The organism is Larkinella soli (assembly GCF_003703975.1).
GTDB lineage: Bacteria > Bacteroidota > Bacteroidia > Cytophagales > Spirosomataceae > Larkinella > Larkinella soli.
Genome location: NZ_QTJY01000001.1, coordinates 385,582 through 402,132, shown reverse-complemented (window position 1 = coordinate 402,132; position 16,551 = coordinate 385,582). Strand labels below are relative to the sequence as shown.

Here is a 16,551-nt window from a genome sequence, read left to right as displayed (position 1 = left end):
TAGCCGGCCGGGTGGTTCTATGAAAGAAATGGACTATTTTTGTCACCAGCATCAGATCAATTCCGTACGATTATGTTCATGACCATCGTTGCCCTCGTATTTTTTGCTTCTCTGCTGATCGCGGCATTTATCACCGGTCGATGGCTGGAAGGCAAGGAGCGGAAATATTAATAGTCCGGGCCGGGAACCGTAAAGTTTCCGGTACCGAATAAAAATGTCGGATCTTAAGCCGCTGTGCGTTTCGCAGCGGCTTTTTTATGAATTTCCGGCTTCCTTCCAACGTTTTTTCCTGGAACCGGGTCATGGCTTCAACACGGTAACAAATACGAAAGATGAAGCGGTTTACAAAATGGTACGGGTTCGCCCTGGCAGGGCTCCTGGCCGTCGGTTGTGAAAACAGGGACAAGGCAATCCAACCTCAGCTGGAACAGAATCCGGTGGCCATCCGGATCGACCAGTCGGCCCGGATCAGTCAGAATGTGAATGTAACGGTCGAGAAGATCGAAGACAGTCGCTGTCCGGCCAACGCCGTTTGTGTCTGGATGGGTTTTGCCAAGGTAACTTTTACCCTGAAAAGCGGCACAGCGTCGCAGACGAGTGATCTTTGCCTCGGTATGTGCGGACAGCAGCAGAAAACCTCGGACGTGGCGGTGATTCGGCTCGATGACCGGAGTTATGAGGTGACGCTCTCGGAAATTCGGCCCTACCCGGGCACGAAACCGGATGGAACTCCCCAGGAAGCGGTGCTTAGTGTAACCGAAAAGAAATAACAGTTGACACGGCAGGCATTTGAAAAGCCTGCCGTTTTTCTTTCTTCTCCTCAAAATAGTCCTTCATCCGCAAAGCTCAGGTAGCCGTGGTCGCTGACGATAAGGTGGTCCAGGACCGGGATTTCGAGCAGCCGGCCGGCTTCTTTCAGTTTTCGGGTCAGGTCCAGGTCGGCCTGCGACGGTTTCAGATTTCCGGAAGGGTGATTGTGGGCCAGAATGACTGCGCTGGCCAGATGTTCGATAGCCTGTTTGAAGATCAGTTTCGGATCGGCCACGGTGCTTGAAACACCCCCGGAGCTGATCTGAACCAGTTTAACCACCTCATTGGCTTTGTTCAGCAGGATCACCCAGAACTCTTCGTGCGGTTTGTCGAGCAGGTGGGCTTTCACTTCATCGTAGGCGTCCCGGGAACTGGTAATGCGGTTCCGGGCGGGCCGTTCCTCACTTTTCCGCCGGCGCCCGATTTCCAGGGCAGCAACGATGGTGACGGCCTTGGCTTCCCCGATGCCCCGGAATTTCGAAAGGTCTTTCACGGATTGTTTAGCCAGCCGGTTCAGGTCGTTTCCGACGCTCTGAAGAATGATTTTTGCCAGATCGACGGCGGAAACCTCCGGGCTGCCGGAGTTGATCAGGATAGCTATCAGCTCGGCGTCGGACAAAGCCGCCTTGCCCTTGAGCATCAGTTTTTCGCGGGGGCGGTCTTCCTCCGCCCAGGTGGAGATCTTTCCGGGTGTTTCGTAAGTCATGGTGGGTGCAAAAGACATAAAAAAACCTTACCTGAAAAGACAGATAAGGTTCATCATAACGTAAAAGGCAGGGCCGAAAACCGCCATTACCGGGGTTTTCGGCTATAAGTTCGATCAGGCTGCAGCAACCGAAAGGCCGTTGACGAATTTAGCCAGTTTGGATTTATTGTTGGCTGCCTTGTTTTTGTGAATGATGTTGCGTTTTGCCAGTTTATCCAGCATCGAAGACACCGTCTTGTAAAGATCGACCGCTACGGCCTGGTCAGTGGTCAGGCGCAGTTTTTTGATCATCGTACGGGTCGTTTTGTGTTGGAAGCGGTTCAACAAACGTTTTTTCTCGTTTGCCCGGACCCGCTTCAAAGCCGACTTGTGGTTTGCCATTGCTTATTGAACAGTATACAGTTTCTCACAAAATGTTCGCAAAATTAGCCTTTTATGGGAAACAAACCAAATTTCCGCTTTATTTCTACAGGATGAAAAATAAAAACCGGAGCCTGCGGACTTGCCGTCGGCCCCGGTTTCGAAAATGATCCCCTCGATCGGGATTGCCTTTACTGACGAATTTCCGAGTTGATCACGAAGACCTTTTCCCAGTTTCCTCCATTATTCTTCACGAACGCCCGATACTTTTCGTGCTTCAGGAACGTCTCAATATCTTCTTTCGACTGAAAAGTAATGTAATGCATGACGTCGTATTCCGGAGATTCCTTTCCGACACCGGGAATGGTCTTTCCGGACGTGTAGGAGATGATCTGTGAAATTTCATGCTTTAGTGCTGCAAAATCGTGCATATGGCGCTCAACTGCTTCAGTTTTAGTGCCGTTTTTAAATTTAAAACATACGATTTGCTGTTTTTGCGCTTTTCTGGCGGGTGAATAGGCGCCGTAGATAATCAGCCCAAAAATGCTCAGGAGAAGAATAATCAGGCCGTAGCCCATTGATTTACGTTGCATGACTTTGGTTTTATTGGAATGATGCGAAATTTTATTCTAAATGACATGGTGCTTTATAATTAAAGTTTAATTTTATCTAATAAAAGTACCATGTTTCAACAAATGTACCCGCTTTTTATTTTGATGCAAATTTTGACGCCGGATTTTTTTCAAACGTCAGCTTTCCTGCCCGCGCCCCATGCGAGGCCGGACGGTACCGTCTGGGGATTTCACGCCCACCGGAAGATTAACCGCCTGGCCGTGTTCACCTTACCTCCGGAGATGATCGGCTTTTATAAGGCGCACATCGAGTTCCTCAGCCGGAATGCGGTGACCCCCGATAAAAGACGATATGCGGTCGAGGGAGAGGCACCCCGGCATTTCATCGACCTGGATGCCTATCCCGATACGACCTGTGCCGGGCTTCCCCGGCACTGGCCCGACGCGGTTGCCCGTTTTGGAGAGGATTCGCTGGCGTTGCACGGCATCGTTCCCTGGCATATCCAGCTGGTGAAATTTCAACTGACGGAGGCCTTTCGGGTTCAGGACCCGGATCGTATCCTGAAACTATCGGCGGATCTGGGCCACTACATCGCCGACGCCAACGTGCCGCTCCATACTACCCGGAACTACAACGGCCAGCTGACGGGACAACAGGGAATTCACGGACTCTGGGAGTCGCGGCTGCCTGAGTTGCTGGATGAGGAATATGACTTCTTTACCGGTCCGGCCGACTACCTGGCATCCCCGCAAAAAACGGCCTGGAAAGCGGTTTTTAACGCCCATGCGGCACTGGATTCCGTTCTGAGGATAGAGAAGGAATTGACGTTGCAGTACCGGGAAACCGAAAAATACAGCTTTGAGGAGCGAAACGGGCAAACCATCAAGGTGTATTCGGAAGCGTTTTCCCGCCGGTATCATCAGCAGCTGGCCGGGCAGGTCGAACGGCGGATGCGGGCCGCGGTGAAGATGGTGGGCGACTTCTGGTATACGGCCTGGGTCGATGCCGGCCAGCCGGACCTGAACCGGCTAACCGATTTTCGGAGTTCCGGAGAGGATCGGAAAAAGGAGGAGAGCGAACCGTCCGGCTGGCTCAGGAGACTTTTTCAGGTCCGGGAAGAGTCGAACTGAACCGGGCTTAGCGGGTCAGAAATTCCCGGAACCAGTGCCCGGATTGTTTGATGGTCCGTTTTTGGGTGGGATAGTCCACATGAACCAGACCGAACCGTGGCTTAAAACCTTCCGACCATTCAAAATTGTCCATCAGCGACCAGGCAAAGTAACCCGTAACGTTGATGCCTTCCCGTTTGGCACGCAGTACCTGGGCGATGAAGTTTCGGTAATAGGCGGTTCGTTCCGGGTCGGCTACCTCGCCGTTCCGCAACTGATCCGGGAAGGCGGCCCCGTTTTCGGTCACGATCAGTTCCCGAATGGACGGATATTCCGAAAATTGCTTCAGCATCCGGTATAGGCTTTCCGGAAAAACTTCCCAGCCCATCTCCGTAATGGTTTCCACCTTTCGTCTCCGGGGTGAAACCTCCCGGGCCCAGAAATAGGGCGTGAACCAATCATGCCGGATCACCATCCGGAAATAGTTCTGAAGACCGATGAAGTCAAAATCGAAGCGGGCGCGCTCGAGGTCGCCCAGGCGTCCGTAACGCTTCATGATCTGGTCCAGAAACGGTACCTCCCGGACCGGATAGCCCATTCCCAGGGCGGGCTCGATGAAAAGCCGGTTTCCGAGGGCGTCGATGCGGGCGGCCGCGCGGGCATCCCGAAGCGAGGAGGAAGCCGGGTCGAAAGGGGCGCAGAACAGGGTGGTCCCGATCCTGGCGTCCTTCACGTTCCGGCGAATGATTCGTCCGCCCTCGCTCTGACACAAAACGGCATGGTGTACCGCCGGCAGAAAATTGCTGAAGCCCCGACGCCCGGGTGCGTGGATGCCGGCAAAATACCCACCGGCGGTAAAAACCAGAGGTTCGTTCAAAACCATCCAGTGTTTTACCTTGTCGCCGAAGGCTTTCGTGCAGAGATCGACGTAGCGGGAAAACCAGCTGATCATGGTCCGGTTGGTCCAGCCTCCCTTTTTTTCCAGGGCCTGGGGAAGATCCCAATGGTAGAGCGTAACCCAGGGTTCAATGCCGAGGGCCAGACACTGGTCGATCAGCCGGTCGTAAAACTGAAGGCCTTTTTCATTGACGTGGGAAGCCCCTTCAGGCATGATGCGGGGCCAGGAAAGGGAAAAGCGAAACGCCTTGAAACCCATCTGTTTCAGCAGCACCAGGTCGGATTCGAACCGGTGGTAAAATTCACAGGCAATGTCGCCGTTCTCCCCGCCCCGGATCCGTCTCCGGTGCGTGAACGTATCCCAGATGGAAGGGCCTTTTCCGTCGATGGCCGCAGCCCCTTCCACCTGATAGGCCGCCGTGGCGGCTCCCCAGGTAAAACCGGGGCCAAAATCATTTCGGTTGTATGGCAGGATATCCAATGGCTGAAGGTTAAAAAGAAAAAGGGACCCGGCCGGGTCCCTTTTTCAAGGGGTTCACACAACCAGTTTTTTCATGTATTCCGCATCGGCTTTCATGCTTACCATCGGCGGACCCGGATACTCCTCTTGCTCGACCAGGAAATACTTCATGCCGTTATCCTTCGCCGTCCGCAGGATCTCCTTATAGTTCACGACGCCCTTTCCAAGATCGCTCTGGATCACTTTCTCCCCGGTTTTGTTATAATCTTTGATGTGGCACAACTCGTACCGTTTTCCGTACTTTTTCAGGTGTCCGACTGCCGACTGACCGGCGGCTTCGATCCAGCACAGGTCCAGTTCGAACATTACGTTCCTGGGGTCGGTATTAGCCAGCAGGTATTCCTGCGGGATCTGGCCGTTCAGCGGTTTGAACGAATAATCGTGGTTATGGTAACCGAACTTCAGCCCGCCCTTGTTCACCTGCTCGCCCACCTGGTTGAATTGATCGGCGATCCGTTTCCAGTCGTCCATGGTTTTCTGGGGGCCGATGTAGGGGCAGAGCATATAGGAAAGACCGGCTTCCCGGGCCATGTCGATGCTTTTCTCCAGGTCTTTGTTCATATCGAAGTGGGTGCTGACCATTTTCACTCCCTGGTCGCCCAGAAACGATTTGATTTCTTTCGGCTCCATGCCCCATAGAAATCCCTTCGGTCCGCCGTAACTTTCGAAAATGGTGTAACCCATCTTTGCCAGTTGAGTCATGATGCCTTTCGGATCGCCGGGCAGGACGTCCCGCACACTGTAAAGCTGTAAACCGAAATCTTTGAAGGTTCCGGACGGAGCGCCGAGAGCGGTCAGGTCGGTTTGGCTAAGGGCAAAAGCGCTGGTTGTGAGGACGCCAGCCTTTTTTAGAAAATTACGACGATTCAAATGCATAGCTATGGTTAATTTCAGGGCGGAAATTTGGGGAAAATTTCTGAATCAAAGACTTTATTTCTGATGAGTATCGCTAAGTTATACCTGCAATCCGGACGCGAAGAAGCGGTTCGGCGGTTTCATCCCTGGGTGTTTTCCGGGGCGGTGGCCCGCGTCGAAGGCGTGCCGCAGGACGGGGATGTGGTGGAAGTCCTCGACAAAAGAGGCAACTTCCTGGCCACCGGCCATTTTCACGACGGCAGCATCATGGTGCGCATCTTTTCGTTTGTGCCGCTTGCCGAAGGGGAGAAGACGGAAGACGGGAGGCCCAACCTTGCCTACTGGACCCGGAAACTACAGGACATTCGGCAGGTAAGGACCGTTATCTTGCCTCCGCGGACCAACTGTTACCGGCTGGTTCACGGGGAAGGGGACGGCTGCACCGGCCTGATTATCGACATTTACAACGGGGTAGCGGTGCTGCAGGCACACTCCATCGGGATGCACCGGGAACGGCAAACCATCACGGAAGCCCTGAAACATGTGTTCGGTGAAGAACTGACCGCCGTTTACGATAAAAGCGCCGAAACCCTGCCGGATGAGTATGCCGCCGGTGTGCAGAATGCATACCGGTTTGGCCGGGCGGAGGTGCCGCATGCGGTCCAGGAAAACGGGCATACTTTTCTGGTCGACTGGATTACCGGCCAGAAAACCGGTTTTTTCCTGGACCAGCGCGACAACCGCCAGCTGCTCAGTCGCTATACGGCCGGGAAAAAGGTGCTGAATGCATTTGCCTATTCGGGCGGCTTTTCGATCTACGCCCTGAAGGCGGGCGCTTCCCTGGTACATTCGGTGGATGTTTCCGGGAAAGCCGTCGACCTGACGATCCGGAACGTGGAAGCAAACTTTGGGGATCCGGCCGGCGATATTTCCGGTCGGCATGAAGCTTATGCAGAGGATGTTATGAAATATCTCAAAGCGCATGACCACCAGTATGACGTGGTGGTGCTGGATCCGCCCGCCTTTGCAAAAAGCATGTCCGCACGGCACCGGGCCGTTCAGGGTTATAAGCGGCTCAACGCCGAAGGGCTGCGCCGGGTAGCCCGCGGGGGAATTTTGTTCACGTTTTCCTGTTCCCAGGTCGTCGACCGCGAGTTGTTTTATAATACGGTGGTGGCGGCCGCCATCGAAGCCGGGCGGCAGGTAAGGGTCCTGCACCACCTCAGTCAGCCGGCCGATCACCCGGTCAACCTGTTTCATCCGGAAGGCGGCTACCTGAAAGGATTAGTCCTATGGGTAGAATAAACCTGGTATTGAAGTCCAAAACAACTTTTTCCATGAAGACAACTCTCTTACTCACCGGACTTTTCGGCTTGACCGTCGCCGGAAGCGAACCGAAAGCCGTGCGGTTCTCCCGGTATTTCGTGGCCGCCGAAAGTTACGAATCCGTTGGGGTGCTGGATGCCAACAAGGACGGCCGCCCGGATCTGCTCTCCGGTGATTTCTGGTATGAAAACGGACCGGACCCGAAAACCCGGTTCCGGAAGCGCCACCTGATCGGCAACCAGAAGCGTTTCGACCAGTATTACGACGATTTTTCAACTATTCCGATGGATGTGAACGGCGACGGCCATATGGACGTCGTCACGGGTGGCTGGTTCGGACAGATGCTTCGCTGGCTCGAAAACCCGGGCAAGGACGGAGAGTGGAAAAACCATGACATTGCCAAAGTGGGAAACGTGGAAACCACGCGGTCCTGGGACGTCGACGGTGACGGCGTCATCGAGATCGTCCCGAATAACCCTGGCCACCCGCTCAAGTATTTCAAGCACGAGAAAGGGGGAACTTTCCGGCAGGTCAACGTGGCCCCGACCCAGGACCACGGGCTGGGCTTTGGGGACGTGAACGGCGACGGCCGGGGTGATTTTATCGTCAGCAAAGGCTGGCTCGAAGCCCCCGCCGACCGGGAAAAAGGCCCCTGGCCGCTCCACAATGAATTTGAATTAGGAACGGCCAGTGTTCCGATTCTGGTGGTAGACGTCAACGGCGACCGGCGGAATGACCTGATCGTGGGCCAGGGACACGGCTACGGCCTCCACTGGTACGAACAGACGACGGAAGGCGGAAAGCGGGGATGGAAAAAGCACATCATCGACGAAAAGGCATCTCAGTACCACGTCATGGAATGGGCGGACATCGACGGCGATAAAAAACCGGAACTCATCACCGGGAAGCGGTTCCGGGCCCACAATGACAATGACCCCGGCGCCAACGACGACGTGGGCCTGTATTACTTTACCTGGGATGGCAAAAAGTTCGTCCAGCACACGATTTCCTACGGTCCGGCCGGCGAAGGAAAAGGCACCGGTATCTTTTTTCAGCTGGTCGACCTGCGCGGCACCGGCCGCCTGGACATCATCGTCGCCGGAAAAGACGGGCTGGAGGTTTTTTTCAATGAAGGAAGTTGAGGGGTTAGGGTTTAGGTGTTTGGGAGTATAGGAGTTTAAGAGTTGGGGAGGAGAGATTCATGGAAGAATAGGAAACCGAGCGGCCTTTGTCCTCCCGACGAAGGAGGGACCTTGTGGCTGAATGACCCATCTGACCGAGCGCCGAAGCCCGAGATCCCTCCTTCGTCGGGAGGACAAAAACCGGTCGGAAGGAGCGGAACTTTTCACTAAACTACCTCCAGACAATCGAACTCTTAACGCCCCAAACACCTAAACTCAAAAACTCCTCCACTTCCCAACCCCCAAACTCCCCAACCTCACTTCAATTCCCCCGGCACTACCCGAATCGGCCGGCGGAAGTTTTCGCGAAGGAGGGTGACGGTTACCGGGCGACCTATAGTCTCCTCCGTTAGCAGGCGATGAAGGTCGTCCACCGAAGCCACCGGCTGCCCGTCGAATTCCACGATAATATCTCCCTGGAGGAATTCGGTGTTGTAGGCGACGCCGTCCGGTTCGATTCCGGCCACCAGAACGCCGGTTCGGGCCGTCAGCTGGTTATATTGCCGGATTCGCTCCGTCAGATTGATGAGCTGGCCGGAGATGCCCAGGTACCCCCGGCGAACCCGTCCGTGCATGATCAGTTTGCCGGCGACCAGCGCCGTCAGGTTGGAGGAAACCGCGAAGCAGATGCCCTGCGCCGGAAGAATAACGGCCGTATTGACCCCGATCACGTCGCCCTGTGAGTTGACCAGCGGCCCGCCGGAATTACCCGGATTCAGCGAGGCATCGGTTTGAATGACGTCGTCGATCAGGCGGCCGGATTCGGAGCGGAGCGTCCGGCCGAGGGCGCTGACTACCCCCGCCGTAACCGAATACTGAAAGCCGTAAGGATTCCCGACCGCGATGGCGATCTGGCCCACCTGCACCAGTTTGGAGTCGGCAAAGTGGATGCCTTTCAGCCCGTCACCATAAATTTTAATGACGGCGATATCCGTTGCAGGGTCACGGCCGATCAGAGTCGCTTCAAATTCCCGGCCGTCAGGCAGAGCCACCTCGATCCGGGAGGCCCCGGCCACGACGTGATTGTTGGTAATCACGTAACCGTCCGACGAGATGACGAACCCGGAACCGGTGCCGCCGTCCCCGGGACTCCGCCGACGGTCGTTCGGCCGGCCTTCCGGACGTCGGCCGCTGACTTTGATCTGCACCACCGACTGGCTGACTTTTTTCGCTACATTTACCACCGTATTGGAATAGGCGTCCAGCAAAGGGGCGTCCTGAGCGGAGAGTCCGGCCGGAATCGGTTCCGAGCCGGTATCAGTAATCCAATGTAAATCCATTTTCGGAACGTTTTAGTTGTAAATGCAACTTTGCCAAACCCCGTACCAATGTCGCTCGGACCGAAAGTTGCGACATTTTGTCAGTCAAAGGCGGTAATTCCATGAGTTTCGAGGACTATCTGATCACGAAAAAAATTGACGAACACAAGTTTCGGCAGCAAGAACCGGGGCGGTTCAGAGAATGGAAAATTGAATTTGAACAACTTCATCCTGAGAGTTTTACTACGAGGAAGAAATTTCTCATCAATGAAGTACGGCGAAAGTATCTTCTCCCTTAGCAAGACCATTCGATCATTTACTGCCGTTTTTGCCTAACAGTCTGCCCTTTTCATTAGTTATATACGGTATACACCGGCACACCTTCTTACTTCAGGCGCATGGATAAGTCGGATTCTTTTTCAGAAACCGCACTCTATCCGGATTAGGTCACTCGTTGATCGTCAAATTCCTGTGTAATCGATACGACAGGTAGTACAGTCGGCTATAATATATTTATTTATTAACATCTTTATATTAAAGTGTATGGATGAGCGCGTCAACAATGAACCTGTTGGAGTGATTGCCAAAGTGACGGAAACTCCCGCGGCAAAGGAAAAAATTCCAAAAGAAAATCCCGTAGCGGATCGGACACCGGTGGAAGGGTTCGGCAAGGCGAAACGGAATGTGTGTGACCTGATCTGTTTTTCACACCTCCGCTGGGATTTCGTATTTCAACGGCCTCAGCACCTGATGACGCGGGCCTCGCGGCATTGGCGTATCTTCTTCTTCGAGGAGCCGATTATGGATAATACCTTCCGGATCGAAAACCGGAGGGTAGGGGAGAACGTATGGCAAGTCATTCCGCACCTTCCCTGTGACCTTTCGGATCAGGATCGGCACGAACACCTGCGGAAACTGGTCGACCAGATGATAGATCAGGCCGGTATTTCAGAGCATATCTCCTGGTATTATACCCCGATGGCGATGCCTTTCTCCGACCATCTGAGCCCGGCCGTGACCGTGTATGACTGCATGGACGAGCTGTCGGCATTCCGGGGGGCCCCTCCCCAGCTGGTCGAGCAGGAAGAACGTCTGCTGGAAATGGCCGACGTGGTGCTGACCGGGGGCCAGAGTCTGTACGAAGCCCGCAAACACCGCCACAAGAATATTCACCCTTTCCCGAGCAGCATCGACCGGGCCCACTTCGGCAAGGCGCGTCAGCCGTTGCCCGACCCGACCGACCAGCGCCCCATTGAGGGTCCCCGTCTGGGTTTCTTCGGCGTCATCGACGAACGTTTCGATATTGACCTGGTGGCGGAACTGGCCGGGCGTCGGCCCGACTGGCAGCTAGTCCTGATTGGTCCCGTGGTGAAAATCTGCCCGGACTGCTTACCGAAAGCTAAAAATATCCACTACCTGGGTATGAAATCTTATCAGGAACTGCCATCTTACGTTTGCCATTGGGACGTAGCGATGCTTCCTTTCGCCATCAACGAATCGACGCGCTTCATCAGTCCGACCAAAACGCCCGAATACCTGGCCGCCGGCAAACCCGTGGTGTCGACTCCGATCCGAGACGTTATCCGTCCCTACGAGGAAAATGGTCTGGTGGCGATCGCCGATACGGCCGAAGCGTTTGAGAAGGCGATTGAAACGGCCCTCAACACGACCCGACCGGCCCGCGAACTGTGGCTGGCCGAGGTGGACGCTTTCCTGGCGACGACCTCCTGGGATCAGACCTGGAGTTCGATTCATCAGTTGGTGAAGGCACCCCTTCTGGTAAAATCGCTCAAGTGAGGGAAAACATAAAAATCGTACTTTTAACACCTAAAACATATTTAGCCTTTCTATGCAGCATTACGACTTTGCCATTGTCGGAGCCGGATACGCCGGAAGTGTGCTGGCCGAACGTTTGGCCAGCCAGTCCGGAAAGAAGGTTCTGGTTATTGACAAACGCCCCCACATCGGCGGAAACGCCTACGATTATTACAATGAAGACGGTATCCTGATTCACCTCTACGGCCCGCATATCTTCCACACCAATTCGCCGGAGGTGTTTGCCTACCTTTCTCAGTTTACCGAATGGCGGCCTTATGAACACCGGGTACTGGCATCCGTGGAGGGTCAGCTATTGCCCATTCCGATTAACCTGGATACGGTGAACAAGCTGTACGGACACAATTTTACGTCCGAGGAACTGGCTGAATATTTCAAGACGGTCGGAGAACCGATCGACGATATCAAGACTTCCGAAGACGTCGTGGTCAGTCAGGTGGGTCGTGACCTTTACGAGAAATTTTTCAAGAATTACACCAAGAAACAGTGGGGCGTATATCCTTCCGAACTGGACAAATCGGTTACCTCCCGCATCCCCACCCGCACCAACCGCGACGACCGGTATTTTGGGGATGAGTTTCAGTTCATGCCGCTGCACGGGTTTACGAAGATGTTCGAGAATATGCTCAACCATCCGAACATCGAGCTGAAGCTGGGTACCGATTTCAGGGAAGTGAAGGACCAGATTTCCTTTTCCAAACTAATTTATACCGGTCCGGTGGACGAATATTTCGACCACTGCTTCGGAAAACTCCCGTATCGGTCTCTCCGGTTTGAACACCAGACCCTTAACGAGGAGTGGCATCAGTCGGTGGCCGTGGTCAACTACCCGAACGACCATGATTACACCCGGGTTACGGAATATAAGCATCTGACCGGCCAGGAACATCCGACCAAAACCAGCATTACCTTCGAGTATCCCCAGTCGGAAGGCGATCCCTACTATCCGGTGCCGCAGCCGGAAAACGCCGAGCTGTACCGGAAATACAAACAACTGGCCGATCAGCAGGATAACGTCCACTTCGTAGGCCGGCTCGGGACCTACCGCTACTACAACATGGACCAGGTGGTGGCCCAGGCCCTGACGCTGTACAAGAAGCTGATCGGTGCGGATTCCCTGGCGGAAGTCGCTACAGGCAACCTGTCGGCAAAACAGGCCTGATCGTTCAAAAGCCGTTGATCGTCTGTCGTTTCGCAATCCGCTCTGAAAGGGAGGGTTGCGGAATGACAGACTTTTTTATGCTTAAAAATTTAACCGGACCGCATTACTTACCGTGACCATTTTCGTCTAAACAGGGTCGGCTCTTCAAACCTTTAAATTCGGTCCGGTTCGTGAACATCTTCGGGGTAGTTTTGGTCGCTTCGGTATTTTCGGGTGTTGGAACAGCCGGGCAGGGTTTACCGGATTCGGTACAGCCCCGGCAGATCCGGGCCGTTGGAGTCTTTGCGGAAACGACCGCATCCGGCGGAACCGGCCACCGAACCCCTTTCTGGATGAAAGCCCGACAATACGGTATCATTCCTTAACGTATTCCTTTCGGACTGGTTCGGGCCGGATTTCAGGTAGATAACCGGTTCGACATTACCAAACCGGCCCGGTTCATCCGGGGAAAAACCCGGTGGGCCGGCTGGGGGTACGGTTTTGAGGTGGCTGCTTCGGCCGCAAATGGGGGAAGAGCCGTCATTCCGGAGGCTTATGTGAAAGCCGGGTATGGTCGACTGGAAATAGTTCTCGGTCGCCGGAAGGAGACCATCGGACTGGCCGACACCTCCCTCGGTACAGGGGCTTTCATCTGGTCCGGAAACGCCCTTCCCATTCCGCAGCTTCAGGTGTCGATTCCCGCCTTTACTCCCGTTCCCTTCACGGCCGGCATCCTATCGATTCAGGGGAGTTTCAGCCACGGTTGGTTCAATAACCTCGGTCCAGTAACCCATTCCTACCTGCATCGAAAAACGTTGTATGGACGGCTCAGTCCTCCCGGCTGGCCGGTCCGGTTTTATGCCGGTTTCAACCACCAGGTGCAATGGGGCGGCCGCAGTGACGTTTTACAAGACACCACCATCATTAAACGAGGACGGTTTCCGGACCGATTTCCGGATTATGTAAACGTCGTAACCGGTGCATCACTCGGGTACGATAAAACCGTCGATACCGCCCGCTACAGCTTCGTGGACCGGTACAACCGCATCGGAAATCATCTGGGCACGATCGATCTCGGCATCGAGGCCGACCTGGGTTCCTTTTCCCTTTTCCTGTACCGTCAGAGTATATACGAAGATGGATCGCTGTATTATCTCATCAACATTGCCGACGGTCTGAACGGCATCCGGCTAAGGAACCTCCGGTCTGCATCTAAGCTTTGGCAGATCAAAAGTATCGTGCTGGATTTTCTCCATACGAAAAGCCAGGGCGGACCAAAGTTCGGGGACAAGGATTGGGAACGAGGAGCAGACAACTATTTCAACCATTCCCAATATATTGACGGCTGGTCATACGGCGGGCAGGCGATTGGGACGCCATTTATGACCCCGGCCGCCGACAGCCGGGCGGAACTGCCCCGCTACCAGACCCGTGGAAAGACCGGATTTTTCAACAATAACCGGGTGAAAGTATTTCACCTCGGACTGGAAGGCTTTTACAAAAACCGCTACGGCATTCGGTTAAAGGTTTCAGTCAGCGAAAATTGGGGGACGTATCCGGCTCCCTTTCAAAAACCGGTTCGGCAGGTTTCGCTCTGGTGTTCGGCCGGAGGTCCGGTGAAGCTGTTTGGCACGACACAGGCAGACATTTCTCTGTCCGCCGACCGGGGTAAACTTTACCGGAGCACCACCGCAATTCAAATCAGACTCCGGAAAGACCTCGAATGGACCGTTCGACGGTAATCAGGCACCAATCAGTAAACGAAGGTCGATTTGGTCGAGATACGGTTCAAAAGGATGCGGCCGACGCAGTTTTTGCAGATCGTCGCTGCAGAAGGAGTGAAGATCCTGAAGTTCGTGACTGTTGTTATAATACTCGCTTTCAACAAAATAGGCTTCGACAAAAAAGTCGCCTACCGAATACAGGCTAACAACGAACGGAGTCAACTGACGATTCAATAAATGCCTGCCGTGCCGCCAGAGAAGGTCGGCTTTCATCGTCAGAGGCAGTAAACTGTATTCATACTGGGTTAGCATGGCGTTTGTTGTACCGTGAAATCGCTTGTATTGTAGTATGATAATCAGTCGGGTCGCTGATTGTTTAGACAAATTAAATAAAATCGGTATCATTTGCTTAGGTACCGGTTCTTTTAATTATCCTACGGCCCAATTCGAGAGCTAAAGAAACGAATAGCCATTAACAGACAATGACCATCCTATTACCAGTGTGTGAATTCTACGTAACGGGCGTGTCTTTTCCCCCTTCCCGTTTGCGGGCCCGGGCCGGTTCAAACAGGTATACACGAAGTCTTTCTTCCAGTTCGGAGGAAGAAAGATTTGGGAACAGTTCACCGTCGATGGCAAGCGAAATCCGGCCGGTCTCTTCCGAAATGGCTACGGCGGCCGCGTCGGTGACCTCACTGATGCCCAGGGCCGCCCGGTGGCGAAAACCGGTGGTTGTAGACAGTTCATCATTATCGGAAACCGGGAGTATGCAGCGAGCCGCCCGGACCCGGCCGTCGGTGATGATGACGGCCCCATCCCGCAGGGGACTGTACTGACCCGCTATCGAGAGCAGGAGCCGTTTGGAAATGATCGCGTCGAGGGCGTCGCCCGACTGGATAAACTTTTCCAGTTCGTCGTTCTTCCCCACCACGACCAGCCCGCCCGTAAACTCGGCCGCCATGGCTTTGCAGGCATCCACAATCGGCCGCAGGGGTGTTGCCGGTTCAGCCACCTCGGGCTGGCCGATCCAACGGCGGAAAAGGCGGCTATTGGCCACGTTGGTCGATTTCCCGATGATCAGGAGAAACCGCCGGATTTCCTGCTGGAAAATGATGATCAGAGCCAGGGCACCCACGCTGATGAAATACCCGAGAATGGTGGTAAGCAGCTCAAGACCAACCGCTTTGGCGACCAGAAACAGCAGGTAAACGAGTAGGTAACCCAGGAAGATGCGGCTGGCAATGGTGCCTTTGACAAGGTAATAAATCTGGTACAGGAGGAAGGCCAGAAGCAGAACGTCCAGAACATCGACCCATTCAATATCGAGAAAACCGATTTTCATACAAGCGTTGGATTCATCATCAATTTGCCGGTCAGGTGGTTTAGCCGGTGGGCAGGGCCTGGCAGGCGGTCAGCAAGGTAATGGCTTCGACGGCTTCCCGTACGTCATGGACGCGAAGAAGGTCGGCTCCTTTGGTCAGGGCAAGGGTATTCAGGACGGTCGTGCCGTTCAGGGCTTCTTCGGCCGTGATACCGAGCGTCCGCCAGATGCTCGATTTCCGCGACAGTCCGACCAGCAGGGGAGACCCAAACATCCGGAAGGCCTCCAGCCCGTTCAGCAGCTCGAAATTCTGGCGGGCGGTTTTGGCAAATCCGAACCCGGGATCGACAACGATGTCTTTCAAACCCAGCTGCTCCAGAGCGGATACCCGGTTCTGAAGCTCCAGCAAGATATCCGGAATCAGATCGTGGTAATCGGTCAGAGCGGTCATGGTTTGAGGGGTTCCCCGCATATGCATCAGAACATAGGGGACATCCAGAGCCGCCACCGTGGCAAACATACCGGGATCGAGGCTACCGCCGGAAACGTCGTTGATCATCACTGCCCCGGCTTCCACGGCCTGGCGGGCCACCGGTGCCCGAAACGTATCGACCGAAATCCAGGCCTCCGGAAAACCGCGCCGGATCGCTTCGATCACCGGCAGCACCCGGTCGGCCTCCTCTTCCGGGCTGACCGGCCCCGCACCCGGCCGGGTCGAATACCCGCCGAGGTCCAGGAACGTGGCCCCCTCCGAAAGCATCCGGCCGGCCTGTTCCACGGCGCTTTCCACCGAAAACGTACGGCTTCCGGCGTAGAAGGAATCAGGCGTAATGTTCAAAATGCCCATGACCTTCGGGACCGTCAGGTCGAGAATTTTTCCCCGGAGATTGAGCGTTTTTTTCGTAACTTTCGGCATTAATTTGACTCGATCCA

Annotated in this window: 16 protein-coding genes; 7 read left to right on the top strand and 9 right to left on the bottom strand. The window is 54.5% G+C overall.

Going from position 1 to position 16,551, the window contains the following annotated elements:
• The first annotated feature begins 332 nt into the window (after positions 1-332).
• Positions 333-770 carry a hypothetical protein gene (locus tag DX909_RS03565; protein ID WP_128543670.1) on the top strand — a complete coding sequence of 146 codons (438 nt, stop codon included), beginning with the start codon at positions 333-335 and terminating at the stop codon, positions 768-770.
• A 50-nt stretch (positions 771-820) separates the two neighbouring features.
• On the opposite strand, the gene radC is transcribed toward DX909_RS03565, so the two are convergent.
• From radC to DX909_RS03550, 3 genes are all read right to left on the bottom strand, one after another.
• Positions 821-1,516: a RadC family protein gene (gene radC / locus DX909_RS03560; RefSeq protein ID WP_128543669.1), complete on the bottom strand. Its 696-nt coding sequence runs from the start codon at positions 1,514-1,516 to the stop codon at positions 821-823.
• A gap of 114 nt (positions 1,517-1,630) precedes the next feature.
• The gene (gene rpsT, locus DX909_RS03555) at positions 1,631-1,897 is read right to left on the bottom strand and encodes a 30S ribosomal protein S20 (protein ID WP_128543668.1); all 267 of its coding nucleotides are present in this window, start codon (positions 1,895-1,897) and stop codon (positions 1,631-1,633) included.
• 170 nt (positions 1,898-2,067) lie between these two features.
• Positions 2,068-2,469, bottom strand: a complete 402-nt coding sequence (locus tag DX909_RS03550; RefSeq protein ID WP_128543667.1) for a Dabb family protein — start codon at positions 2,467-2,469, stop codon at positions 2,068-2,070.
• Between the two features lie 240 nt (positions 2,470-2,709).
• Between DX909_RS03550 and DX909_RS03545 the strand changes: the two genes are divergently transcribed.
• Positions 2,710-3,579 (top strand): zinc dependent phospholipase C family protein, encoded by an 870-nt coding sequence (locus tag DX909_RS03545; RefSeq protein ID WP_374755855.1) that lies wholly within the window; start codon positions 2,710-2,712, stop codon positions 3,577-3,579.
• Positions 3,580-3,586: 7 nt separating this feature from the next.
• On the opposite strand, the gene DX909_RS03540 is transcribed toward DX909_RS03545, so the two are convergent.
• Both DX909_RS03540 and DX909_RS03535 read right to left on the bottom strand, forming a co-directional pair.
• A complete protein-coding gene (locus tag DX909_RS03540) occupies positions 3,587-4,936 on the bottom strand; it encodes a GH1 family beta-glucosidase (RefSeq protein WP_206512959.1) in 1,350 nt (449 codons plus the stop codon).
• A 54-nt stretch (positions 4,937-4,990) separates the two neighbouring features.
• Positions 4,991-5,845 carry a sugar phosphate isomerase/epimerase family protein gene (locus DX909_RS03535; protein ID WP_128544262.1) on the bottom strand — a complete coding sequence of 285 codons (855 nt, stop codon included), beginning with the start codon at positions 5,843-5,845 and terminating at the stop codon, positions 4,991-4,993.
• Positions 5,846-5,914: 69 nt separating this feature from the next.
• Between DX909_RS03535 and DX909_RS03530 the strand changes: the two genes are divergently transcribed.
• Positions 5,915-7,135, top strand: a complete 1,221-nt coding sequence (locus DX909_RS03530; RefSeq protein ID WP_128543666.1) for a class I SAM-dependent rRNA methyltransferase — start codon at positions 5,915-5,917, stop codon at positions 7,133-7,135.
• Between the two features lie 32 nt (positions 7,136-7,167).
• Entirely contained in the window at positions 7,168-8,298 is a 1,131-nt protein-coding gene (locus DX909_RS03525; protein ID WP_128543665.1) for an FG-GAP repeat domain-containing protein, read from the top strand.
• A 296-nt stretch (positions 8,299-8,594) separates the two neighbouring features.
• On the opposite strand, the gene DX909_RS03520 is transcribed toward DX909_RS03525, so the two are convergent.
• On the bottom strand, positions 8,595-9,617 hold the full coding sequence (locus DX909_RS03520) for a S1C family serine protease (RefSeq protein ID WP_128543664.1): 1,023 nt from the start codon (positions 9,615-9,617) through the stop codon (positions 8,595-8,597).
• Between the two features lie 522 nt (positions 9,618-10,139).
• Here DX909_RS03520 and DX909_RS03515 point away from each other — a divergent pair.
• The 3 genes from DX909_RS03515 (at position 10,140) to DX909_RS03505 (ending at position 14,315) form a co-directional block, all read left to right on the top strand.
• Positions 10,140-11,393: a glycosyltransferase family 1 protein gene (locus DX909_RS03515; RefSeq protein ID WP_128543663.1), complete on the top strand. Its 1,254-nt coding sequence runs from the start codon at positions 10,140-10,142 to the stop codon at positions 11,391-11,393.
• A gap of 52 nt (positions 11,394-11,445) precedes the next feature.
• Positions 11,446-12,594 carry a UDP-galactopyranose mutase gene (glf, locus tag DX909_RS03510; RefSeq protein ID WP_128543662.1) on the top strand — a complete coding sequence of 383 codons (1,149 nt, stop codon included), beginning with the start codon at positions 11,446-11,448 and terminating at the stop codon, positions 12,592-12,594.
• A gap of 485 nt (positions 12,595-13,079) precedes the next feature.
• Positions 13,080-14,315: a capsule assembly Wzi family protein gene (locus DX909_RS03505; RefSeq protein WP_164851185.1), complete on the top strand. Its 1,236-nt coding sequence runs from the start codon at positions 13,080-13,082 to the stop codon at positions 14,313-14,315.
• Here the strand turns inward: DX909_RS03505 and DX909_RS03500 are convergent, their stop codons facing one another.
• The 3 genes from DX909_RS03500 to folP form a co-directional block, all read right to left on the bottom strand.
• On the bottom strand, positions 14,316-14,609 hold the full coding sequence (locus DX909_RS03500) for a hypothetical protein (protein WP_128543660.1): 294 nt from the start codon (positions 14,607-14,609) through the stop codon (positions 14,316-14,318).
• Between the two features lie 199 nt (positions 14,610-14,808).
• Complete coding sequence (gene cdaA, locus DX909_RS03495; RefSeq protein ID WP_128543659.1) at positions 14,809-15,639, bottom strand: diadenylate cyclase CdaA; 831 nt, start codon at positions 15,637-15,639, stop codon at positions 14,809-14,811.
• Positions 15,640-15,679: 40 nt separating this feature from the next.
• Complete coding sequence (gene folP / locus DX909_RS03490) at positions 15,680-16,534, bottom strand: dihydropteroate synthase (RefSeq protein WP_128543658.1); 855 nt, start codon at positions 16,532-16,534, stop codon at positions 15,680-15,682.
• Between the last annotated feature and the right edge of the window lie 17 nt (positions 16,535-16,551).

Excerpts from the sequence above, each read along its gene's own strand:
- DX909_RS03565 (WP_128543670.1), top strand. The coding sequence starts at position 333 with ATGAAGCGGTTTACAAAATGGTACGGGTTCGCCCTGGCAGGGCTCCTG.
- radC (WP_128543669.1), bottom strand. The coding sequence starts at position 1,516 with ATGACTTACGAAACACCCGGAAAGATCTCCACCTGGGCGGAGGAAGAC.
- rpsT (WP_128543668.1), bottom strand. The coding sequence starts at position 1,897 with ATGGCAAACCACAAGTCGGCTTTGAAGCGGGTCCGGGCAAACGAGAAA.
- DX909_RS03550 (WP_128543667.1), bottom strand. The coding sequence starts at position 2,469 with ATGCAACGTAAATCAATGGGCTACGGCCTGATTATTCTTCTCCTGAGC.
- DX909_RS03530 (WP_128543666.1), top strand. The coding sequence starts at position 5,915 with ATGAGTATCGCTAAGTTATACCTGCAATCCGGACGCGAAGAAGCGGTT.
- DX909_RS03525 (WP_128543665.1), top strand. The coding sequence starts at position 7,168 with ATGAAGACAACTCTCTTACTCACCGGACTTTTCGGCTTGACCGTCGCC.
- DX909_RS03520 (WP_128543664.1), bottom strand. The coding sequence starts at position 9,617 with ATGGATTTACATTGGATTACTGATACCGGCTCGGAACCGATTCCGGCC.
- DX909_RS03515 (WP_128543663.1), top strand. The coding sequence starts at position 10,140 with ATGGATGAGCGCGTCAACAATGAACCTGTTGGAGTGATTGCCAAAGTG.
- glf (WP_128543662.1), top strand. The coding sequence starts at position 11,446 with ATGCAGCATTACGACTTTGCCATTGTCGGAGCCGGATACGCCGGAAGT.
- DX909_RS03500 (WP_128543660.1), bottom strand. The coding sequence starts at position 14,609 with ATGCTAACCCAGTATGAATACAGTTTACTGCCTCTGACGATGAAAGCC.
- cdaA (WP_128543659.1), bottom strand. The coding sequence starts at position 15,639 with ATGAAAATCGGTTTTCTCGATATTGAATGGGTCGATGTTCTGGACGTT.
- folP (WP_128543658.1), bottom strand. The coding sequence starts at position 16,534 with ATGCCGAAAGTTACGAAAAAAACGCTCAATCTCCGGGGAAAAATTCTC.